20 protein-coding genes and 1 pseudogene are annotated in these 20,876 nt (G+C 63.0%); 5 read left to right on the forward strand and 16 right to left on the reverse strand.

Annotation, left to right across the window (positions count from 1 at the left end):
• Positions 1-26: 26 nt before the first annotated feature.
• From IB234_RS18535 to IB234_RS18550, 4 genes and pseudogenes are all read right to left on the reverse strand, one after another.
• Positions 27-893 (reverse strand): pirin family protein, encoded by an 867-nt coding sequence (locus IB234_RS18535; protein ID WP_192320672.1) that lies wholly within the window; start codon positions 891-893, stop codon positions 27-29.
• Entirely contained in the window at positions 890-1,288 is a 399-nt protein-coding gene (locus tag IB234_RS18540) for an OsmC family protein (RefSeq protein WP_192320674.1), read from the reverse strand. The genes IB234_RS18535 and IB234_RS18540 overlap by 4 nt, the downstream gene beginning before the upstream one ends.
• A 52-nt stretch (positions 1,289-1,340) precedes the next feature.
• Positions 1,341-2,246: pseudogene (locus tag IB234_RS24460) on the reverse strand (methyl-accepting chemotaxis protein); the annotation flags it as partial.
• A 617-nt stretch (positions 2,247-2,863) separates the two neighbouring features.
• A complete protein-coding gene (locus tag IB234_RS18550) occupies positions 2,864-3,727 on the reverse strand; it encodes a substrate-binding periplasmic protein (protein WP_192320678.1) in 864 nt (287 codons plus the stop codon).
• 118 nt (positions 3,728-3,845) lie between these two features.
• Between IB234_RS18550 and IB234_RS18555 the strand changes: the two genes are divergently transcribed.
• Complete coding sequence (locus IB234_RS18555) at positions 3,846-4,868, forward strand: amidohydrolase family protein (RefSeq protein ID WP_225580673.1); 1,023 nt, start codon at positions 3,846-3,848, stop codon at positions 4,866-4,868.
• A 62-nt stretch (positions 4,869-4,930) separates the two neighbouring features.
• Entirely contained in the window at positions 4,931-5,395 is a 465-nt protein-coding gene (locus IB234_RS18560) for a DUF3859 domain-containing protein (protein WP_192320682.1), read from the forward strand.
• Positions 5,396-5,461: 66 nt separating this feature from the next.
• On the opposite strand, the gene IB234_RS18565 is transcribed toward IB234_RS18560, so the two are convergent.
• From IB234_RS18565 to IB234_RS18575, 3 genes are read right to left on the reverse strand one after another with little or no spacing between them, the layout of a single operon-like run.
• Positions 5,462-6,595, reverse strand: coding sequence for an alpha/beta hydrolase (locus tag IB234_RS18565; RefSeq protein ID WP_192320684.1), 1,134 nt, complete (start codon positions 6,593-6,595; stop codon positions 5,462-5,464).
• 44 nt (positions 6,596-6,639) lie between these two features.
• Positions 6,640-8,022, reverse strand: coding sequence for a DUF1329 domain-containing protein (locus IB234_RS18570; RefSeq protein WP_192320686.1), 1,383 nt, complete (start codon positions 8,020-8,022; stop codon positions 6,640-6,642).
• Between the two features lie 32 nt (positions 8,023-8,054).
• Entirely contained in the window at positions 8,055-9,977 is a 1,923-nt protein-coding gene (locus tag IB234_RS18575; RefSeq protein WP_225580674.1) for a DUF1302 domain-containing protein, read from the reverse strand.
• Positions 9,978-10,203: 226 nt separating this feature from the next.
• Between IB234_RS18575 and IB234_RS18580 the strand changes: the two genes are divergently transcribed.
• Positions 10,204-10,857, forward strand: coding sequence for a TetR/AcrR family transcriptional regulator (locus IB234_RS18580; RefSeq protein WP_192320688.1), 654 nt, complete (start codon positions 10,204-10,206; stop codon positions 10,855-10,857).
• A gap of 217 nt (positions 10,858-11,074) precedes the next feature.
• The gene (locus IB234_RS18585) at positions 11,075-11,374 is read left to right on the forward strand and encodes a hypothetical protein (protein WP_192320690.1); all 300 of its coding nucleotides are present in this window, start codon (positions 11,075-11,077) and stop codon (positions 11,372-11,374) included.
• Between the two features lie 4 nt (positions 11,375-11,378).
• Here IB234_RS18585 and IB234_RS18590 read toward each other — a convergent pair whose 3' ends face one another.
• The 8 genes from IB234_RS18590 to fnr form a co-directional block, all read right to left on the reverse strand.
• Positions 11,379-12,350 (reverse strand): spore coat U domain-containing protein, encoded by a 972-nt coding sequence (locus IB234_RS18590; protein WP_192320691.1) that lies wholly within the window; start codon positions 12,348-12,350, stop codon positions 11,379-11,381.
• Entirely contained in the window at positions 12,347-14,632 is a 2,286-nt protein-coding gene (locus IB234_RS18595; RefSeq protein ID WP_318652050.1) for a fimbria/pilus outer membrane usher protein, read from the reverse strand. The genes IB234_RS18590 and IB234_RS18595 overlap by 4 nt, the downstream gene beginning before the upstream one ends.
• A gap of 37 nt (positions 14,633-14,669) precedes the next feature.
• Positions 14,670-15,440: a molecular chaperone gene (locus IB234_RS18600; protein WP_192320692.1), complete on the reverse strand. Its 771-nt coding sequence runs from the start codon at positions 15,438-15,440 to the stop codon at positions 14,670-14,672.
• Positions 15,441-15,446: 6 nt separating this feature from the next.
• Positions 15,447-15,998 carry a spore coat U domain-containing protein gene (locus IB234_RS18605; protein ID WP_192320693.1) on the reverse strand — a complete coding sequence of 184 codons (552 nt, stop codon included), beginning with the start codon at positions 15,996-15,998 and terminating at the stop codon, positions 15,447-15,449.
• 20 nt (positions 15,999-16,018) lie between these two features.
• A complete protein-coding gene (locus IB234_RS18610; RefSeq protein WP_225580675.1) occupies positions 16,019-16,492 on the reverse strand; it encodes a spore coat U domain-containing protein in 474 nt (157 codons plus the stop codon).
• Between the two features lie 69 nt (positions 16,493-16,561).
• Complete coding sequence (locus tag IB234_RS18615) at positions 16,562-17,011, reverse strand: spore coat U domain-containing protein (protein ID WP_263864201.1); 450 nt, start codon at positions 17,009-17,011, stop codon at positions 16,562-16,564.
• 417 nt (positions 17,012-17,428) lie between these two features.
• The gene (locus IB234_RS18620) at positions 17,429-17,977 is read right to left on the reverse strand and encodes an adenine phosphoribosyltransferase (RefSeq protein ID WP_192320696.1); all 549 of its coding nucleotides are present in this window, start codon (positions 17,975-17,977) and stop codon (positions 17,429-17,431) included.
• An 8-nt stretch (positions 17,978-17,985) separates the two neighbouring features.
• Positions 17,986-18,720: a fumarate/nitrate reduction transcriptional regulator Fnr gene (gene fnr / locus IB234_RS18625; RefSeq protein WP_192320697.1), complete on the reverse strand. Its 735-nt coding sequence runs from the start codon at positions 18,718-18,720 to the stop codon at positions 17,986-17,988.
• Between the two features lie 164 nt (positions 18,721-18,884).
• Between fnr and IB234_RS18630 the strand changes: the two genes are divergently transcribed.
• Positions 18,885-19,334, forward strand: coding sequence for a hypothetical protein (locus IB234_RS18630; protein WP_192320698.1), 450 nt, complete (start codon positions 18,885-18,887; stop codon positions 19,332-19,334).
• Between the two features lie 35 nt (positions 19,335-19,369).
• Here the strand turns inward: IB234_RS18630 and hemN are convergent, their stop codons facing one another.
• A complete protein-coding gene (hemN, locus tag IB234_RS18635) occupies positions 19,370-20,752 on the reverse strand; it encodes an oxygen-independent coproporphyrinogen III oxidase (protein ID WP_192320700.1) in 1,383 nt (460 codons plus the stop codon).
• Positions 20,753-20,876: the final 124 nt, after the last annotated feature.

Consider the following 20,876-nt stretch of genomic DNA (forward strand, 5'->3'; position numbering starts at 1 on the left):
CTGGCTCAGTACCCGAGCCATGGTGTTCAGCGGTTTCCCGGCAGTTCAATTCGCGCGCTTTCTCCTGGCACTCTCGGCCAGTCCCAGGCTGCCCAGTTCTGCTTGGCCTTCTCCAGCAACGCGGCTTCGCTGGCGACGAAGTTCCAGTACATGCGCCGTGGCCCCAACGGCTCGCCGCCGATCAGTGCCAAGTGACTCTCGCCGCAGGCGCTGAGCAGCAGCTCTTCACCTTCCGGCAGGACGGCGAGGCTGCGCAGCGGCAACTCATCGTCTTCCAGCTTGGCCTCGCCGTCGATCAGGTACAGCGCGCGCTCGCGGTGTTCGGCGGGGATCAGCAGGCTGGCGCCAGCGGCGAGTTTCAGTTCGGCGTACAGGGTCGGCGAGTGCATGGGCACCGGCGACTCCAGGCAGAAGCCGCTGCCGGCGATCAGGGTGATCTGCACGCCCATGGCCTCGCTGCGTGGCAGGCTGGCAGCCGTATGGTGGCTGTAACTCGGCTCGCCTTCCTCCAGCGCTTGCGGCAGGGCCAGCCACACCTGCAGGCCGTGCAGGCGCGAACCGCCTTGCCACAGGTGTTGCGGAGTGCGCTCGACATGGGCGACGGCGCGGCCGGCGATCATCCAGCTGACGTCGCCGGGCTGCACCAACTGGTCCGAACCCAGGCTGTCCTTGTGTTGCAGCTCGCCCTCGAACAGGTAGGTAAGGGTGGACAGGCCGATATGCGGGTGCTGGTCGATGTTCATGCCGCTGCCAGGCGCATAGGCCTTTTCCAGCATGTGGTCGAAGAACACGAACGGCCCTACGCTGCGGCACTTGGCCGAAGGCAGCGGGCGCAGGATCGGTTGCCCGGAGATGTCTTCGGCCTTCGGGCGGATCAGCAGCGGCTCGCTCATGCGCCGTCGCCCAGGCGGGTTTCCACCTGCACCTCGACGCTGGTCATCAGCTTGTGAATCGGACACTTGTCGGCGATGCGCAACAGCTGCTGGCGCTGCTCGTCATCCAGTTCGCCGTGCAGGTCTAGCTCCACGGCCAGGCGGTAGGTGCCCTGGCGCTCCTGGCTGTCATCGCGCGCCACGCGCACGTCCAGGCTTTCCAGCGGCAGGCCGCGCTGCTTGGCGTAGAGCATCAGGGTCAGGGCCTTGCAGGCGCCCAGGGCGGCGTCGAACAGGTCGTGCGGCTCCGGGCCGGAGGCGTTGCCGCCGAAGGACTCGGGCACGTCGGTGTGCAGCAGGTGCTCGCCGATCTCGATGCTGTGGCGCAGGCCGGACTCGGTGCTGATGCGGATCATGGTGGCTCCCAGGCTAGGTTGGATGGCTCCAGCCTAGCCCAGGCGGCGATCTTCAGACCAGTACGGAGAGGCGCACATCGGCGCCAAGCACGCGCAGTAGACGGCCATCGGTACCGAGGATGGGCACCGACACGGTAAAGCAGAAGTCGTCTGTGGCCGAGGAGCGATAGACCGGCGTGATATGGCTGCGCAGATTGTCCGCCACGCTGCGGAACCAGGGTCTCTGACTCCAGTCGCGACCGCGACAGCTAGAGGCTTCCTGGTGCGGTACGTCCTTGGCGAAGACATTCTCGGAGAGCTGCACACCGTTGGCATCGACCAGATAGAACAATTCGAAGCGTGAATCTCGCTGCAGCGTCTCGGCCAGCAGGCGTTCGGCGCTTGCCACGTCGCTCGCCAGGCGGGCGTCGGTGGCCAGCTGTTCGACCCCGCTCTGTACCGAGCGGTGCAGTTCCAGGCGGAAGTCGCCAAGCCCCTCCAGCAGGCGGTCGCCATCCTCGCGCACCGCCTGGCTATGGCGCAGCACCTGGCCGGCCTTGCCCAGCAGGTCGCCGGCGACCTGGGCGATCTGCTGCACGTCGCCATTGATCGAACGCACGGCCTGGCCGATCTGCTCGGTGCCGGTGGCGATATGGCCGACCCGTTCGTCCAGACGGTCCATGGCCTGGCGCGTGCTGTCCAGTCCGTTGCCGACCTGCAGCATGCCGGTGCGGCCATCCTCGACGGCCTGGTGCATGCGCTCGCCGGCGGAACCGAGCTGGTCCATGCCCTCGCGGAAGCGCTCGATGATCTGCCCGACCTGGCCGGTGGCCTCGGTGGTGTGGCCGGCCAGGCGGCGCACCTCCTCGGCGACCACGGCGAAGCCGCGGCCATGTTCTCCTGCACGAGCCGCCTCGATGGCGGCGTTCAGTGCTAGCAGGTTGGTTTGCTGGGAGATGCTGGCGATCACGCCGATGACCTTGCTGACCTCTTCCAGTTGTGCGGTGAGGTTGCCGATGACCTCGCCCAGCTGTGCCTCGCAGGCACCGATGGCATCCACCTGGCCAAGTACGGCCTGGCCGCTCTGCTGGCACTGGCGCAGGGTGGCGGCAACCTCGCCGGACAGCCGTGCGACTTCGGCGGCACCGGGCACCAGCTCGGCGTCCAGGGTGGTGGTGACCTGCTCGCTGGCGCTGGCGATCAGCTCGGAGGATTGCGCCAGGCTCTGCCCGCTGGCCTGGTTGGCGCTGGCAATGCTGGCCAACTGAGGGGCATGGGCGGCGATGCCGACGGCGGCGCCCAGGCTGGTGCGGATGCGTCGGTGCAGACCGTCGCTGAAGCGGTTGAGACGCCCCATCCAGGGCTGCTGCTCGGGCAGGCGGGTAGTGAGGTCGTGGCAGCTGAAGAGGGCGGCGAATGCCTCTTCATCCTGCTCGCGTCGCGAGGATTTGCGCAGCAACTGCAGCATGGGTGCATCTCCCTGATGATCCTGGAGGGAGCGGTGCAAGCAGGGTGCCATCATGTTGTGTGCTGCGTGTCACAAGGCCGGCGTCAACGAGGTGTCTCGAAAGATGCGCCAACTCGGTTCGTTGGGCGCTATTGCGGTGCACCCGGCCGATACCAGAGCTCCTGGCGCTGGAAGGGTGTCTGCGGTGGCAGGTCGGGATTCTCCAGCTCGATCACCGTGCGGCGTTCCAGGCCCGCGCGCTTGATGGTTTCGCCGTGATACTGCTGGAAAAGCTGCTCGTAGCTGCCGTCCGCGATCATCGCCTCCAGCCCGCGCTCTATCGCGATGGCCAGGTCCGCACGGGCGCGGGAGGTGAAGAAGTAGAAGGCGGAGGGGTAGTGGATGGCGATGTGTTCGTCGACTTCGAGGGCCAGGCCTTCCTGGTTGGCACGGGCCTGCTCGTTCCACACCACCACCGCCTCGCGGGGGAACAGGTCGAAGCGGCCGGCGTCGAGCATGCGAAACAGGCTGTCATAGCTCTGGCTGGTGATTACCTGCAGGCCGTTGTGGCGCAGGACTCGGGTGTCGGGCCAGTCGGCGCGCTGGCCAACGCGCAGGGGCCTCAGGTCGGACAGGGTCTTCACCTTGGCCAGCCAGTTCTTGTCTTCGCGTCTGACCAGCGCGATGCGCCAGCCGATCAGACCCTTGTAGATGGGGATGCGCACCGGTAGCAGGGTTTCTTCCCGGGCCTTGGTGGTCATGGTCCACATTAGCTGGACCTTGCCGTCGTTCTGCTCCAGCGATTGTTCCGCCCGACTCTGTGGCATGGGCTTCGGCGTTGGTTGCAGACGGTGATCGCCGCCGCCCTTGGCCAGGGCCCGGCTCAGCAGCTCGACCACATAGGCCTCCGGGTCGACGCCATTGGAGTGCAGCGGGTAGGTCAGCGTCTCCGCTGCCAGCTGCAGTGAGCAGAGCAGCGCGACGAGGGTAGCGGAGAGACGGGCGATAGGCATGCTCAGGGTTCGCGGCGGGTGGTTGACTCATGATGGCCCGTGGCTCGCATCATCGCCAGTGAACGGCAGCGAGGCGGCGGGGGTCTACCCTTGCTCGATACCTCAGGGAGTGAAGCCGTTGTCCAACCGCCGCCTGTTGCTCGCCACATTTTGCAGCCTGTTTGTCCTGCAAGCTGAAGCCCGCGATTATCGCTACAGCGATGCCCACCTGCACTACGTCGACTTCTTCCAGGAAAGCGAGGGCATGACGCCACTGCTGGAGGCCATGGCCGCCGGCAATATCGACCACGTGATGATCAGCGGCATTCCGGTGGCCAAGAAGTGGCACGAGGACGAGCCCAAGCGGCCGCGTTACTACGCTGGCGATGACGCCGGGGCCTACTGGTACAGCGCCACCGACGTGCTGGTGGCCGCTGCGGTGAAGCGTTTGCCGGCGGAGCAGCGTGAGCGCTTCCATCCCTTCCTCAGCGGTTTCAATCCTGCCGACAAGAACGCCGATGCGCATATCCGCCGCATGCTGGAGCTGGACCCCGGGCTCTGGCAGGGCATCGGCGAGGTCTTCACCCGTCACGACGATCTCACCGCGCTGACCTATGGCGACACGCCGCGTGCCAACAACGAGGCGCTCGCACGGGTTTTCCACCTGGCCGCCGAATACGATCTGCCGGTACTGCTGCACAGCAACATCACCTCCAAGCGCGAGCGCAACCCGCTGTATCTGCAGGAGATCGAGGAACCGCTGCGCAACCACCCGCACGTGCGTTTCATCTGGGCACACGCGGGGACCAGCATGGAGATCCACCGCCATCAGGAAAAGCTGGATTTCCTGATCGGCACGCTGGAACGGATGCTGGAGGAGTATCCGAACCTCTACATCGACCTGTCCTGGACAGTGTTGCGCCCCTACCTGCTGGATGCCGATGGCAAGCCGGACGAGCGCTGGCTGCAGCTGGTGAGCAGCTATCCTGCACGTTTCATGCTCGGCTCGGATGTGGTCGGCCGCTTCGATGGGCTGGGTGGCTACTTGGAAGACTTCAAGCCATTCCTCGATGCCTTGCCGGAAGACGTGGCACGCAAGGTGGCACGGGACAACTTCCTTTCGGTGCTGCCGCGTAAGCGGCAGGCTCAACTGCGCGACTGACTGTCATCAGTCTGTAACCGTCGCGTCATAGCCTCGCGCCAACTTTCCACAAGGAGCGCGAGATGAAACTGTTCAGCCTGTCCGCCGTGGCCCTGGCCCTGGTCTCCAACCTGGCCATGGCCGAGGTGCGTGTCGAGGGGGCCATCGAGTACGGTGTGTTCACCAGCGCTCCGATCAAAGACCCGCAGCCGGGCGAGCGTGTACTGACCCGCGCCAACCAGCCTATCGAGCAGACCGACGTGGTGCCCGCTCGCCTGGGGACCAAGTTCGGTATTCGTTATCGGCTGGTGGGCAAGACGGAGAGTGAGCAGCCGCTCACCTTGCTGTATCTGACCCCCGGCCTGGTAGGGCCGGACGGCAAGCGCCAGGACAAGATCGAACTGCAGCAGAAGTTGCTGGTGGATGCACCGCAGGACGTGATGGCATTCGAGTTCACCGAGCACCACGAAGCGGTGCCCGGTGAGTGGCATCTGATGGTCTTCCAAGGTGATCGCAAGCTGGCGGAGCAGCGTTTCACCGTTCGCTGAGCATGCCATGCAGTCGCCCGACCGCATGACATGATCGAGATGAAGCAGCGAGCTTTCTGTCGCGAATCACCAGGTTCGTGGTGATTCACCAGTCGAGGTGCTGCTGGTCGCCAGGCCTTGTCGGGTGGCGGCCTGGGCGATGAGTGCCGTCAGCGCCCCGGACAGTTCCAGCAGCATTTCCTGGGCGACGAAGCCGATACCCGTAGCATTGATGATGCCGTGGGTGTGCGCGGAAAAACGCCGCAGTGTGACCTGCACGCCTGCTTCCTGGAGGCGGTGGGCGTAAGCCTCGCCTTCATCGCGCAACGGATCGAACCCTGATACCGCGACATAGGCTGGGCACAACCCGTCCAGGCTCTTGGCAAGCAGGGGGGAGGCCCTCGGGTCGAGCGCCTCCTCGGGGGTGTGGAGGTAGTGCTGCTTGTACCAGTCCATCTGGGCCTCCGTGAGGAAGTAGCCCTGGCGGAACAGCTGGTAGGACGCATGCTTGCGGGACAGGTCCGTGACAGGCTGCAGCAGCATCTGGAAGGCTGGCACGGGCAACTGAGGGTCGCTTCGGGCACGTTTCGCAGTGATCTGGCTCAGCACCGCCGAGATATTGCCCCCTGCGCTTTCGCCTGCGACGGCGACCAGGCGTGGATCGCAGCCGAACTCCTGGGCGTGATCCACGGCATAGTCGAAGGCGGCCAGCGAGTCTTCCAGGCCCGCCGGGAACTTGTGCTCGGGCGCGAGCCGGTAGTCGACGGACAGGAAGGAGCAGCCGGTTCTGTTGGCCAGGTAGCGGATCACCGAGTCGGCCGAGTCCAGGCCACCCAGTACCCAGCCGCCTCCATGGAAATACACCACCAGCGCGCCTTCTGCGCGAGCGCGATCCGGCTGATAGAAGCGTGCCGGTATGGCGCCGTTGGGGCCGTCGATGGTCAGGTCGTCCACTCGTTCCAGCGCTTCCGGCTTGCCGAAGATCCAGGCTTCCCGACGTATCTCCTCGCGGCCCTCGGCCACCGGGCGCGTCTCGAAAGTGTCCGCGATCAGGCGGTTCAGGATTCGCAGGCCCAGCTGGGCTGTGGGGTGCAGGGTTTGCCCGTCGACGCGTATCGGGCGGCCGCCCAACCAGCGTTGTAGCCCTGGGGGCAGTGCCCCGAGGCCACGGAATACTCGCCTGGCAAGGCGGTCTGCAAAGAGAGGTTGTTCATCACGCATCGTGATCGCTCTGTCTTGTTCGAAGGAAGGTTCAGCAGTGGGGCTCATCGGGTTCCACGGCGCTGCAGGGCAGCGGGCTTGAACAGGTCGTCGGAGGGGATTGGCTGGCTGAAGTCGATGGTGGCCTTCTCCTCGTTCTCCAGCTTGTGCACGACGTAGCGGCGCGCCTGCAGGTCGTGGAAGGCGTCCAGTGACGACCAGATGGTAGGCAGGTCGTAGAAGTTGCTCAGGTAGCCGATGGAGACGCGCCACAGCTCGCCACGACCGTCGTAGCGATCCGCCAGCGCGATCTGCCAGCTGTCCTCGTCGATGTAGAAGGTGCGCTTGGAATAGATGTGGCGAGCCGAGCTCTTGAGGGTCCCTTCGACTACCCAGACGCGATGCAGCTCGAAGCGGGTGTGTTCTGGATTGAGGTGCCCTGGCTGGATCAACTCCGCGTAGCGAAGCTTGGGGCTGGATATCTGATAGTTGTTGTACGGGATGTAGATTTCCCGCTTGCCGAGCAGTTTCCAGTCGTAGCGGTCGGGCGAGCCGTTGAACATGTCCCGGTCGTCGACCGTCAGCAGGGCATCCGAGCCGGAGTCGGGAGTATCGTGCGATAGCGTGGGCGCGCGTCTGACACGTCGCATGCCGGGGACATAGCCCCAGGCCATCCTCGGTTCCGCCACCTGGTCCAGGGTTTCGTAGAGCAGTGACGCCTGGCCGGCGATGCGTGCCGGGCTCAGTGCCGCGCCAAAGTAGTAGAACATGATGTTTTTCAGCCCGGAGTAGCTGCCGCCGGGGATGTAGTATTTGAAGAGCACCTGCTGGTCGTGTCGGGACAAGGCATAGGTGCCGTTGGCCTGCACCGTGGCCTCGGCCACTACCCGTTTCAGGTGGGTACCGCGATAGCGGGCGATATGGTTCCAGACTGCTTCCACACCGTTGGCGGGCATGGGGAAGGGGATTCCTCCGTAGGCGTCGGCGAAGCCGTTGCCCTCGTTCAGCAGGCGAGCGCTGGTAGCGTTCCTGCGGATGTTGTCATAGACCCACTGGGGCGCTGCTGCAGTGCGGCGGGTCTGATAGACCGGGTAGTTCAGTGTGGCGGGGTACGCCTGCAACAGTGCAATCTGACCCGGAGTCAGTCGTTCCCGATACTGCTCGAGGTTCTGTGCCGTGATGGTGAACAGCGGTTTGTCGTCGGGGAAGGGGTCGGGATAATGCCGGCCTGGCGTGAATCCAGCCGGAGGCTGGGTCAGGCCGCCATCCCAGGATGGAATGCTGCCGTCGGCGTTGCCGGCCTTTTCAGCGCCCAGGGGAGTCAGGTCGACACCCAGGCGTGCGGCCTGCTGCTCGGTGGCCGCGGCGCTCACGGCGGAGCATGCGAGCGTCAAAAGGGTGGCGAGTGCGAGCAGACCGCGTCTACCCGCCGTGGTTGGAGTGCGCATAACAGGCCTCGTTTCGAATTGTTGTCGTAGGGTCAGAAGGCGTACTGGATATCGATGCTGACGTGATCGCGGTCGCGGATGAGGTTGCTCTGCCCGGCGCCATAGAAGCTGGTGTACTGCACGCCGGCCTCCAGGCTGTTCAGATAGTCCGCGCGCAAGCCCACGCTGTAGGCCTTGCGTCCTTCCATGAAGCTGCCAGTCAGGTGCGAGTTGCCCTTGAAGTCATGGCTATGGACGAGGAATGGCGTGAGGTTTACGCCGGCGTAAACGTCGCTCCATGTGCCCTGTAGGCGCAGGGTGTAGCCGTAGGACTCGCGGTCGATGGGGTTGTCGGCGCGGTCCGGGGTGCCGGCGAACTTTCTCTCGACGGCGAACGAGCCGTATCCCACATAGGTCAGGTCGCTGCCGTGCAATTGTTCGGTGGCGATCTCGCCTATGCCGATCAATGAATCGAAGCCGAGCGCCGGACCGAAGTTGTAGAGGGTGCCCAGAGAGATGTTGATCGCTTCCACGCGCTGATAGTTATCGGCACGGCCGCTCCGGCACAGCCGGGTGCCGGCGATGAGGCCGCATGCCTGGTCGTCGGGGAGCGAGCGGTCGTACAGGTTCGACACCCCGGTAACGCCCTGGGAGATAAGGTCGGCGACGATATCGTTGGTCGCACTTACCGCAATCGGCAGGTTGGGCCGGTAGGCGATCTCGCCGAAAACCGAGGCGTCGCTGATGGTGGTATTGAAGCTGGCGCCGAACATGCGCACATCTTCGACATATGCCCGGCGAACCACCGCGTTCTGCGCCAGGTCCAGCGTGGCCAGCGCCTGTGCCGCTTCGGCTCCGAGCATCGCCTGCAGGGGGGACAGGTCCATGCCGTGATAGCCGTTGAAGTCGGTCGACTGCACTGGCTCCTTGGTGTGGTAGTTGACGAAGTAGAAGCCAAAGTCCGTGAAGTTCAGTGACTCGGCGATGTAGTGCAGGCTCACGCCGAACTGCCCGCCGTTGCGCGCCTGCTCATCGGAGCCCACGCTGGCGACCTTGAAGATTCCGTTGCTGGCGTCCAGATAGCGGCTGGCATCACGCGGGCCGAGCCCCAGCCCGGTTCCCGGCAAGCCGGCGAGGAGTTGGTAGCCGGCAATGGCTGGAGCCAGTTCCGGCACCTGGGCATAGGCGCTGTTGCCGCCGGGACCGAACAGGTCGGTGGTGGAGTAGTAGGTGCCGACCGGGTCGATGGCGGTTTCCTTCCATCGGAACTGGTAGTACGCATCGATGCTGATGCTGTCGCTCAGGCCCAGATTGAAGCTCAGGGCCTCCACGGGCACGACGACCTCTTTGATCTGCGCGCCCGGAAGCCGGTATTTCGGTGCGTCGATAGGGTTGGAAATGCCGACACCGCGATAGAACAGCGCTTCGCCCCAGTTGAAGACCTGCTTGCCGGCGCGGATCGAGATGGGGCGGTCGAGGATGTCCCAGGAGCCATACAGGTAGGCGTCGAGAATCTGCGCCTTGCGACCGGACGTGTGTCGGGCCTCATGGGTGAAGCTGTTGTCCTTCGGGCTGTTCTGGCTGGGCTCGCTGACTGCCTGGTTGTGGTGGTAGTCGCTGCGCTTGTCCATGATCTGGGTGTCGTAGAACGCCGTGCCGCGCACGAAGGCCCCGTAGTGCTGGTACTTCATTTCGAGCTCGGAGGTGAGCTTGAACACCTCCGACGCCAGCCCGGTATCGAAATTTCGATTGCCATCATTCTGGTTGATGGCGTCGTTGTTCCTCGCCTGACCCTGCACCCGCCAGAGCTGGCCGTAGGAGAGGGTGCTGTCGAGGGTGCCGGTGATCTCTCCGTCGGCGAGGCTGAAATCCAGCGCATGAGCGACAGAGGCCCCCGCGAGTATCGGCCCGAGCATGACCAGCGGCAGGCAGCACGCTGGTGGTCGGGGAAGGGGAAGGCGGAATGCGTGTTTCATGCTGGCTGTTCCTCAGGTTGCTTTTGTTTTTCTATCCTGGCGCCGCGTCGACAGAGAGCTGTTGCAAACTGCTAATGTGATGAGGCTTGTAGTCAAAATTATGGGTCAAGAGAACGCTCGTCAAGTATTTTGACGACAAATGAAGTCAGTTTATTTTAATGGGGATATTTGGTTTAACTGCTTTTATCAGGTTTTTTATGGGCTTATAGGTTTGTTATGATGTTGAATGTCCTCAGATTTGGAGATCGTGATGTCGAAAGGAAATGCGAGCGAGCGCTCATACAGAGGCATCTCCCCGGAGCAGCGCATCAAGGTGCGTCGTGAAGCGTTTCTCCAGGCCGGCATCCGTCTTTTCGGAACGACGGGCTACCGTGCGACGACGGTTCGCGATCTGTGCGCAGAGGCCAAACTGACCGATCGTTACTTCTACGAATCCTTCTCGGGAACCGAGGATCTGCTGGCTGCGGCATACACCTCGATCATGGGGGAGATCGAACAGGCGCTCAGTCGGCAGATCCAGCACGCGGGGGCCGACACCGATCGACACCAGGTGCTGGAGACATTTATCCGCGCGATGCGTGAGCCGACCGTGGCGAGAATCGTCCTGTTCGAAGTCCTCGGTGTCAGCGAGCGCATCGACAATCTCTACCAGCAGAACAATCTGCGTTTCTGCAACCTGCTGCTGAGCGGGCTGAGTCGCCTCTACGGCGGATTGAAGCCCGTTTCATCGGAGTTGTACGTGTGTATGGGAATCATAGGGGCCATCAACCAGATGGCCGTCTGCTGGTACCTGAGCGGTTACCGCGATCCCATCGAGGTGCTTGTGGAGAGCGCTGAACAGGTGATCATGGGTTGTTCTCTAGGGATCGACCCAGGCTGAGATGCAGGTTCCGCGCATCTCCAAGCCAAGGCAGGTGGTGGATGATCATGTAAGCCAGACGCTATGTTCTTCGTCGGAAAAAATTGATTCCATATTGATATCACCGCTTCGCTCCTATACCCTTTATTCACTATCGCTTTAATGCTTATGCGATAGATGTTCTACGGATGGACTATTCCCCGCTTCGATAGGCCGTCTTTACCGTAGAGCAGTCGGTATGTATTCCAAACCAATCCTCGTCATTGCTGCGTCGTTCGCGCTGATGTCCACCCTGTCCGGTGTGGCTCGTGCTGGAGAGTCGAGCGCGCAGCTGGCCGTCAGCCTGACCATCGTCAAGAGCTGCGAGGTCGTGAGCGAGCCCTCTGCCCGCGCGATTCAGGTCAGCAGCCATGGCTGCGAAAGTGCGGCGTTCCGCCTGCAGGAAGAGAGTGGTGCGGTGCTGACCACCGAGGTGGTACGGGGCCGGACCGTTGCCGAGCCGGACTCCGCTAGCAAACGCCTCGTCGTCTACTGGTAACCGATCAGTAGTTGATGATCAGCAGCACATTGTCGATATAGGTGCCAGCCGGTGTATTGGGCTGGCCAGGGTCGATGATCGCCTGGTAGGTGAAGCTCTGCGCGTTACCCGTTCCAGCAGCGCTCAGCGGTGTGGCTGCGTTCCATACGGTAGTGCCGTTCGGTCGGTACAGGTGGTAGCGCAGGTACTGCCCGCTGTTGGCCATTCGGCGCCAGGGCGAGGAGAAGTTCTGACCGTTGTCGAAGCTGATGGTGAATCCCTCGGTGTTGGTGCATGTTACCGATACGGACTGGGTCTGAGCCGTGAACTGGCTGATCAAGGCGTGCGCCCCGAAATTGACTGCCGGAGCGCTGTTTATCAGGCAGGCCTTGGTGACTACCAGTGTGATGTTCACGGTCGCCAGCGAGCCGCTGCCCCAGTTGGTCGGTGCCCCACAGATGCCGAGAGGGCAGGTCTGGGTCACTCCCGGGCTGCGTGCCCATGAGCACAGGTTGATGGCCCCGATGGTACAGATGGCCCAGTCCCAGCGGAGGACGACGCTGGCCGTGTAGGTGCCGGCAGGTACGTTTGGCCCCAGATCCGTGCGGAAGTACAGGGCGATGGCCGATGATGTCGCTCCGAGTGTCAGCAGGCTGACGTTGCCGAGTTGCTGCGGCTGGCCGCTCAGCAGTGGCTGGGCGAAGCCGGTGTCCTGGTAGATCCGGAACGGTACCTGATTGCCATTGCCATCGGACAGAACCAGCGGGCTGGTGCTGTTGAGGGTGACTCTCACATAGGCAGCGCTAAGGAGTGTCAGCACGCCAGGGCAGGATAGCCCGGCTCCTGCGGTGGCCTGTTGCTGAAGCGTACGCAGGCTCAGGGAGTTGGTGTTGCCCAGGCTGACCGCGGCGGTGTAGGTATTGCAGGGTAGCGCCTGAGTGGAGACCAGTAGTGTGCACAGCGCCAGGAGCACCGTCCTCAGCCAGTTGCCAGTCATGGTCTCGCGCTCTCCACCAGGCAGGGCACGGGACCGATCAGGGCCATCTCCAGCGCGGCCGGATCCAGCGCGAATCTACTGATACAGGCCTCGCCCTTGCCGAGATGAACCTCCAGCAGATTGTCCGCCGCCAATCCCTCCAGGTAGACCTGGCCATCCCAGCCGACGTAGGTCTTCTGACCCGATGGGTGATGGATGACCGAGGCTCCGCGTGGCAGCACGTTGCCGTCGACATCCACGAGGCTGATGCTGGCGGCCAGGCTTCGCTTCAGATCGAACTGCAATAGGGCGCCGCTGCCCTCATGCACGGCAATCTGGCGCTGGGTCTCGCCGCTGTGTACGTTGCTGGGCAGCCCGAGCGGGTCGATTTCGTATTGGCCGGGGTAGTACGAAGGCACCCAGGGTACGAGCAGGTAGCCATTTTCATCGGTCTGGCCGAGCAGTTGGTGTTCGAAATGCACCGGTACTTGTGGATATCCCCCTGTGCTGACCACCACGAAAGCGTCGTCGATCCTGTTGCTGGCGAACACCTGCCCCTGCATCGCTACCAGCGAGCCACTGACGCCACCCCAGTGGGTGGTGACACTGCCGTCGCGATAGGCACCGGCCTGCAGCTGCGCCTTGGCGGTACGCCAGGTAACGTCCGCCTGGCGGTACTCCTCCTCACCACTCGCGTAGCCCAGGTTCCAGCCGATTCCGCCCTGGCTGGGGGGGCTATGGCTGTAGTTGACTCGGGCGCGCTGCTCGCCATTGCTATTGCGCTCGACGCCGACGGCTACGGTGGACAGCAGGTCGAAGGGAATTACCAGCTGCGCCTGAGCCGAATAACCGGACTCGCCGATCTGCCGGTTGAATGATACGTACAGGCTGCTGCTCCCCTTGAGGCTTCTGGACCATGACAGGTTGATCAAACGGGTACGCGTGCCGTCATGTTCTTCATTGGCGAAGTAGCCGATGCCGAAGGAGCCCAGCCGCTCAGGGCTGACGCTGAGGGTGAGTTGGTCGCTGCGCTTGGTCAGCTGGCTCAAGGCTCCGCCTTCCTCGAGCGTGCTGACCAGGCTAAGGTCGGCGTAATCCTCGGTACGTTCGATGCGCTGCGCGGTAATGCCGAAGCGCCTGGAATAGTAGCTGTAGCCCAGGCTGTACTGCCTTCCGTTGCCGAGTCCCTGGCTTTGGCTGACAGAGGTGGTGAGCGTGCCCAGCATGCCCAGGCCGAAGGTGCCGCCGATACCACCCAGCTGCAGGTCGTCGCCGATTTCCGCATGACCTTCCAGAGTGAGCCGATCGGTTATGCCATAGCGCAGCGATCCACTACCGGCCAGGCTGCCGTAGGAGAAGTTCTCCATGCCGTACTCCCTGCGCAGCTTGCCGGCCGAGAGCGAGTAGTCGAACAGCCCTTTGCGGAGCAGCGTGTCGGTTACGTAGAACGGTACGGTGGTGGTTACCTGGCGGCCCAGGGCGTCGGTAGTGACCAGTGTCGCGGTGCCGGCACCGCTGATGTACGGGACGGTGTTTAGCGTGAAGGGTCCAGGGCGCAGTATCTCGCTGCCCACTCGTGAGTTATCGATGAACAGATCCAGCGTGCTGGGGACTGTGGCGTCACCATCGAACTGGGGCAGGGGGTAGGTGATCAGGTCGGGGCGCAGAGCGAAGTTGCGTGCAATCTGCAGTCCGCCAATGCGCACGGCGCGGCTCCAGGTCAACGCATCCGTCACCAGGTCGCCTCCGCCGTAGCTGGTCAGCTCATCCTGGCGGTTGAAGCGCCAGCTGGTGTCATAGCGAATGTAACCATCATGGTACGCGGTGTCGCCGAAGCTGTGCCGATACACCCCGGTGTTGGAGAAGACCCCGAAACCATCGAAAACCCGCTGCTCCAGCCATGTATTGGCGTAGTGGGCTCCATTGTCGCTATCGCTGTAATACAGGTCGTAGTTGAACAGTGCACCGAGCGAGCTCTGTGCGGGCAGAGAGTCAATGGTACGGGACGTTCCGAACTGCTGGCGGGGAAGCCACTCGCTCGGCAGCGTGAGATGCAGTTGCTGGCTGTCCTGCCGGTACTCGTTGATCAACCCGGCGATCGAGTCGAGCGCCACCCAAGGGTCTCCGCTGGCCTCCAGAGGCACGCCCACGGCTACCAGCTCGCCGCGCTCCATATATAGGTGCCCGCGCAGAGACTGCACCTGCAGTACCTTGCCGCTCGGCAGCTCGTTCACCACCAGCTCCAGATAGAGCTGATCGGCTGCCTCCAGCTCTTCCTGGGACGCCGCCTGGAGTGGGAGCACGAACAGCGCTGCCCAGAGGACGAGGCAGTGCAGCCAGCTACTGGCGCGGAATATCCTGCAGTTCTTGCCATTCGTTGATCCGTGCCTGCAGGCGACCCTGCTCAGGTGCAGCGGGAGGGAGCTGCCAGCGCATCTCGGCACCGGGGAGCACGTAGCCGAGCAGACCCTGAGCGAGGCTGAATGTGTTGGCTCCATGGTGCAGGCTGACTTGCGACAGCCGTGCATGGGCCGGACCTCTGTTCTGGATAAGGAGAAAGCGCTGGCCGTTCTGTGCTTCGATCCGGTAACGCAGCTGGGGCGCGAGTCCTTGGCCCTTGTGCGACGCGTCATCGATGCCATCGTCCAGGTAGGCCCCATTGCCAAGGACGAAAAGCGGGACCGAATAACGCATCTGGAACTGCACACCGAGCTGTGGGGGCCGTTCGGAAGGAGGCAGGACCTCGTCCACCAGTACCCGATAGCTCTGCGAGGCGCCCGGTGGCGGTGATTGCAGGTTGACCAGGCGTACCAGCTGCCGTTTGCCTGGTTGCAATGTGGTCATTGGCGGACTGCCAACCACCTGCTTCTGCGGAATCAGCTGGTCCTCGAAGCCCGTCTGTTGCCAGGCCAGCACGCGTATCTGCAGGTCCACCGGGGCTGCTCCGCGATTTTCCAGCCACAGCGCCACGGCTTTCTGATCGGCCTCGATCAGAGGGTTGATCGGCCAGATCAGAATCGAGCTGGCGGCCCCGCAAGTCTGTGCGGTCAGCCAGCTCGCCAGCAGCAACCAGCGCAGTCGAGTGGGGGTAGGGGGAGGTGAGCGAGTCATGGTCATTCAATAGGTCAGGGTCACTGTGACGGTATCCAGATAGAAACCTGCCGAGGGCATGGGGCTGACGGCGAACAGCCGGGCGTAAACCGGATAGGTCTGGCTCGCCCCACTCGCGGGAAAGGCAGTGCTCAGGCTGATGCCGCCGTTGCTGCCGTTGCCCCAGATCACGCTGTAGCCGGCGTCCTGGTAGAGCTGATAACGCAGTCGCTCGCTGCCCCTCGCCAGGAAGCGGCCGGTACCGACGCTGGTGGCGTTGTTGCCTGCATTGAGTGACAGAGTCACTGGTGTGCCGGGTGAGCACTGCAGAGTGATCGAACCACTTCCCGGTGAGCTGACCGTATCCCGATTGCTGCCGAGGGTACTGACCTGGCCGAACGAGATTGTTCCAAACGTCGTGACGTCGCTTCCCCCGGTGCCCAGCAGGCAGCCGGGCACGATCTGCGCCCGTAGTTCGAAGCTGCGGCTGATGAGCTGGTCGTTGACGCCGGTGTCTGCCCGAGCAGGCGGCAGCCATGCGAGGGCGAGCCAGGGCCAGGCGATGAGCAGCACCCGCATGGTGGGCTGCCGGAGCCACATCACCAGCCCACCGTGACGGTCAGAACATCACTGTAATTACCTGCCTGGGGCACGGCCTGCGCCGGTATGCGGCCGTAGACGGGCAGCCATTGGTCCTGCCCGTTGCCGATGCCGGTCACGCCAGTGCTGTTATCCCAGACGGTGGCATAGTCGGCGGCGGTATAGAGGTTGTAGGAGATCTGTGCGGCGCCGGGACCGAGCATCCGGCGATTGCCAACCACGCCGCTCTGTCCGCCATTGATCAGCACTCGATAGGGAACATTCTGCTGGCAGTTGACCCGCACCGCGCCGGCATTGGGTTGGCCGGCCTTGCTGAGGGTGTTGTTGAGCGCGAAGTGAGTGCCGAAATCCAGAGCGCCGAAGCTGACGCCCCCACCGGTGACGGTACCTGCCTGACAGGCGGGAAGCACCTCGACACTCAGGCCGATGGTAGCGGTCTTGTCGACTGCCGGCAGCTCGCTCGAGCCGAGCAAGAGCGCTGTTATGAGCCACGTAAGCGATGTGCGGCGCATTTTTCATCCCTGAGCTGTTTTCCCGCCTTCCTACCAGGTCACGGTTACCTGGACCGTATCGTTGTAAGTGCCGGGCGCCGGTGTGGCCTGAGCCGGTACTCGGCCATAGACGATCACCTCTTCGTCGGCACCGGTGCCGCTGCCGGTCAGCACTGTGCCAGTAGCACCTCCATCACCCCAGGGAACAGAGCGAGCACTGTCCTGGTACAGGTTGTAGGAAACGAACTGCCCGCCGTTCTGCATGCGCCTCTGGCTGCCGTTGGGATTGGCGCCTCCACTGATGGCGATGCTGTAGTTGGTGCCGACGCTGCATTCCAATCCGAACGAGGCGCCGCCGGCGTTGCCAACGGAGCGGCCATCGATGGTGTTGTCCAGATTGGTGTAGTCACCGAAGGTCAGGGAGCCGAAGTTGTTGACGCCTCCCGTCTCGCTGCCATTGGTGACGGTACATCCGGTCCCCACCGTGATCTGCACGCTCATCTGGCCTTGAATTTCCCCGGCGGCCCAGGCCGAAGTCCCTGCGACACTCAATAGAATTGCCGAGATTCTTGCGAAGTGGCTCATGGCTGATCCATCCCTCGAGGCGAAAAGCTCCACTCAATTGGGACCATAGTTCAGCGAGAGACGTGCCTCAAATGTGACGGCATAGGGGGCTGTGGCTAGGTGTTAGATAACCTTTTGAGAGTCTTATGGTTTTTCTGAGTGATGGATTTTTGCTGGCGATCGCAGTCACCTATGGCTTACACGTCGATCAGCTATGACGTACGCGCGCATGGCTACGGACTTTGACTTTTCGATCAGATTGATGCGGGAGAGGTGCTCTCGCGGTCGGTGAGATGACAGGAGTGACGGCGAGGAGAGCTGGTCAGGGCGATGCCCGTCGATTCGGAGGGGGCTTCAGCTTTCGCTGAGTTCGAAAGCCGTGAGTGTGAATACGGGAATGCCCATATCCTGCAGCTTTTGCGACCCGCCCAGCTCGGGTAGGTCGATGATCGCGGCTGCCTCGTGCACGGTAGCACCCAGACGGCGCACCAGGCGCGCGGCGGCCAGTAGCGTGCCGCCGGTGGCAATCAGGTCATCGAAGACCAGCACACGGTCGCCTTCACACAGGCTGTCGGCGTGCACTTCCAGCAGCGCTTCGCCGTATTCGGTCTGATAGCTCTCGGCGAGCACCTCCGCTGGCAGCTTACCCTGCTTGCGGAACAGGATCAGCGGCTTGTTCAGCTCGTAAGCCATGATTGAGCCGAACAGGAAGCCGCGGGCATCCATGGCAGCGATATGGCTGAACTCGGTTTCGACGTAGCGCTGGATGAAGCTGTCCACCACCATGCGCAACGCACGCGGTGACTGGAACAGCGGAGTGATATCACGGAATACCACGCCGGGCTTGGGGAAGTCCGGTACCGGGCGAATCAGCGACTTGATGGCGAATTCGTCGAAGATCATCGGTGCTCCTAGTCGGGCATGTTGCCGCCAGCCAGGGCGCACAGCTCGATCGGATCGAGGATCTGTACTTCCTTGCCTTCGGCATTGATCAGGCCGTTCTGCTGGAAGCGGGTGAACACGCGGGACACGGTTTCCACGGCCAGCCCCAGGTAATTGCCGACCTCGTTGCGCGACATGGCCAGGCGGAACTGGTTGGCCGAGAAGCCACGGGCGCGGAAGCGGGCCGACAGGTTGACCAGGAATGTGGCGATACGCTCGTCCGCGGTTTTCTTCGAGAGCAGCAACATCATCTGCTGGTCGTCGCGAATCTCGCGGCTCATCACCCGCATCAGCTGGCGGCGCAGCTGTGGCAACTGCACCGACAGCTCGTCCAGCCGCTCGAAGGGAATCTCGCACACCGAGGTGGTTTCCAGGGCCTGGGACGAGACCGGATAGAACTCCGTATCGACACCGGACAGGCCGACCAGCTCGCTGGGCAGATGGAAGCCGGTGATCTGTTCTTCGCCCGAGTCACTCAGGGTGAAGGTCTTGAGGGCGCCGGCTCGCACGGCGAAAACCGAGTCGAAAGCATCGCCCTGGCGGAACAGGAATTCGCCCTTCTTCAGCGGGCGCCCGCGCTTGACGATACGGTCCAGGGCATCCATGTCTTCCAGGTTCAGCGACAGCGGCAGGCAGAGAGGCGCCAGGCTGCAATCCTTGCAGTGGGCCTGGTGGGAGCTGTGAACCTTGATCGTTTCTGACATCGGAAATCCCTGACTGGAGATCACACACGAAGATAAAGGTTAACCCATGGGCCCGCGCCGGGGCCAGCACGACCATGGTTGATTGCAAAAATGGCTGACCGAAAGCTCAAGTTTCCTGTTCATCGCCCGATATTCTCGTAAGGAAACGCGTCGAGGGTAACTCCATGCTGAAGGTGGATGTAGGCGGGCTGACCGAGCGGTTGGGCGTGGCGATTCAGCGCCACGCTGCTCGGGAGAGGGGCGAGGAGCCCAGTGAGCGTGAAGTGCAGGAAGGCCTGCGGGTCACCCTGTCCGAGCTGGGGAAGTCTCGGGCCGCGGAGAAGAATGATGATGTGGACGAGGCCGATCTGCCCGACAACATCAAGGAACTCGTCAAGCTCATCCGGGCGCTGCGTCAGCAGGTCGCTGAAAAACAAGCCGAGTTGCAGGCCCTGGCGGCGGATCGGGACATGGACCCGGACATCAAGCAGGCGCGGGCGGAGGCCCTTCGTGGGGAGTTGGCTTCACTGCAGAGTGCACTGACCGCCGCGCAGATGAACCTGGCCGATGCTCTCAAGGATGAGCGTCTCAGCGACGACCAGCGCATGCAAGCGGTCAAGCTGTCGATGTCCTGATGGGCCGCCGCCGCTAGGGCGGCAACCCGTAGGCATCAGATCACTCGCGAGAAGCGCTGCTGGTTCTGCTGCTCCAGGTAGTGGTCGAACAGCATGCACAGTGAGCGCACCAGCAGGCGCCCGGCCGGGCGGACTTCGATGCCCTGGTCGTTCAGGTCGATAAGACCGTCGCGGGCCAACTGCTGCAGTTGCGGCCAGATGGCCGAGAAGTAGCTGCGGAAGTCGATGGCAAAGCGCTGCTCGATCTCGCGGAAACTCAACTGGAACTGGCAGATCAGTGCCTGGATTACGGCGCGGCGGATGCGGTCGTCTTCGACGCAAAGCAGGCCACGTTGGGTGGCCAGCTGGCCATTGCCGAGGCTCTGCTGGTAGTTGGACAGATCGCTGCTGTTCTGGCTATAGAGGTCGCCAACCTGGCTGATGGCAGAAACGCCCAGGCCGATCAGGTCGCAATGTCCGTGGGTGGTATAGCCCTGGAAATTGCGTTGCAGGGTGCCGTCTTCCTGGGCCATGGCCAGCTCGTCGTCGGGCAGGGCGAAGTGATCCATGCCGATGTAGCGATAACCGGCGGCTGTGAGCTGCTCGATGCTGCCCTGCAGCATGGCGAGCTTGTCCGCCGGAGCGGGTAACTCGTCGGCGTTGATCCGACGTTGTGGCATGAAGCGCTCCGGCAGGTGCGCGTAGTTGAACACCGAGAGTCGATCCGGTTGCAGCGCGATGACCTCGGCGACGGTTCGGGCAAAGCGCTCCGGAGTCTGCCGTGGCAGGCCGTAGATCAGGTCGATGTTCACGGAGCGGTATTGCAGCGCGTGGGCGGCATCGACGATGGCACGGGTCTGTTCCAGGGTCTGCAGGCGATTGATGGCGCGTTGTACGTCCGGGTCGAGATCCTGTACGCCGATGCTGACGCGATTGAAACCAAGCTCGCGGAGCAGTCCCATGGTTGACCAGTCGGCTTCGCGCGGGTCGATCTCTATGCCGTAGTCGCCACTGTCGTCATCCAGCAAGTGGAAATGCTGGCGCAGGCTGCCCATCAGGCGGCGCAGCTCGTCGTGGCTGAGGAAGGTCGGGGTGCCGCCGCCGAAATGCAGTTGCTCGACTATCTGGTTCTTGTCCAGATGGCAGGCGACAAGGGCGATCTCCTGCTCCAGGTGTTCGAGGTAGGGCTGTGCACGCCCACGATCCTTGGTGATCACCTTGTTGCAGGCACAGTAGTAGCAGATGTTGGCGCAGAACGGCACGTGTACGTACAGGGACAGCGGACGCTGTGCCTTGCGGCTGTCACGCAGGGCATGCAGCAGGTCGAAGGAGCCGATATCGCCGAGGAACTGCACGGCGGTGGGGTAGGAGGTGTAGCGCGGGCCTGGCCGGTCGTAGCGACGGATCAGGTCTGCGTCCCAGCGGATGGCGTCGAGCATTGGATAATCCCTGGAGTGACAGTGTTGCCAGTCTAGGGGCTGCATCGGGCCGGCTCTTGATCTGAGTCAGGCTGTCGCATGTTCAGCCAGCCCAGCAGCCAAGCGGGTGCCAGGCCGCTTCGCC

The sequence above is a fragment of the Pseudomonas sp. PDM16 genome, assembly GCF_014851865.1.
GTDB lineage: Bacteria > Pseudomonadota > Gammaproteobacteria > Pseudomonadales > Pseudomonadaceae > Aquipseudomonas.

Coding starts and splice junctions, on each gene's coding strand:
- IB234_RS18535 (WP_192320672.1), bottom strand. CDS start 893: ATGAGCGAGCCGCTGCTGATCCGCCCGAAGGCCGAAGACATCTCCGGG.
- IB234_RS18540 (WP_192320674.1), bottom strand. CDS start 1,288: ATGATCCGCATCAGCACCGAGTCCGGCCTGCGCCACAGCATCGAGATC.
- IB234_RS18550 (WP_192320678.1), bottom strand. CDS start 3,727: ATGCCTATCGCCCGTCTCTCCGCTACCCTCGTCGCGCTGCTCTGCTCA.
- IB234_RS18560 (WP_192320682.1), top strand. CDS start 4,931: ATGAAACTGTTCAGCCTGTCCGCCGTGGCCCTGGCCCTGGTCTCCAAC.
- IB234_RS18565 (WP_192320684.1), bottom strand. CDS start 6,595: ATGCGTGATGAACAACCTCTCTTTGCAGACCGCCTTGCCAGGCGAGTA.
- IB234_RS18570 (WP_192320686.1), bottom strand. CDS start 8,022: ATGCGCACTCCAACCACGGCGGGTAGACGCGGTCTGCTCGCACTCGCC.
- IB234_RS18575 (WP_225580674.1), bottom strand. CDS start 9,977: ATGAAACACGCATTCCGCCTTCCCCTTCCCCGACCACCAGCGTGCTGC.
- IB234_RS18580 (WP_192320688.1), top strand. CDS start 10,204: ATGTCCTCAGATTTGGAGATCGTGATGTCGAAAGGAAATGCGAGCGAG.
- IB234_RS18585 (WP_192320690.1), top strand. CDS start 11,075: ATGTATTCCAAACCAATCCTCGTCATTGCTGCGTCGTTCGCGCTGATG.
- IB234_RS18590 (WP_192320691.1), bottom strand. CDS start 12,350: ATGACTGGCAACTGGCTGAGGACGGTGCTCCTGGCGCTGTGCACACTA.
- IB234_RS18600 (WP_192320692.1), bottom strand. CDS start 15,440: ATGACTCGCTCACCTCCCCCTACCCCCACTCGACTGCGCTGGTTGCTG.
- IB234_RS18605 (WP_192320693.1), bottom strand. CDS start 15,998: ATGCGGGTGCTGCTCATCGCCTGGCCCTGGCTCGCCCTCGCATGGCTG.
- IB234_RS18615 (WP_263864201.1), bottom strand. CDS start 17,011: ATGAGCGTGCAGATCACGGTGGGGACCGGATGTACCGTCACCAATGGC.
- IB234_RS18620 (WP_192320696.1), bottom strand. CDS start 17,977: ATGATCTTCGACGAATTCGCCATCAAGTCGCTGATTCGCCCGGTACCG.
- fnr (WP_192320697.1), bottom strand. CDS start 18,720: ATGTCAGAAACGATCAAGGTTCACAGCTCCCACCAGGCCCACTGCAAG.
- IB234_RS18630 (WP_192320698.1), top strand. CDS start 18,885: ATGCTGAAGGTGGATGTAGGCGGGCTGACCGAGCGGTTGGGCGTGGCG.
- hemN (WP_192320700.1), bottom strand. CDS start 20,752: ATGCTCGACGCCATCCGCTGGGACGCAGACCTGATCCGTCGCTACGAC.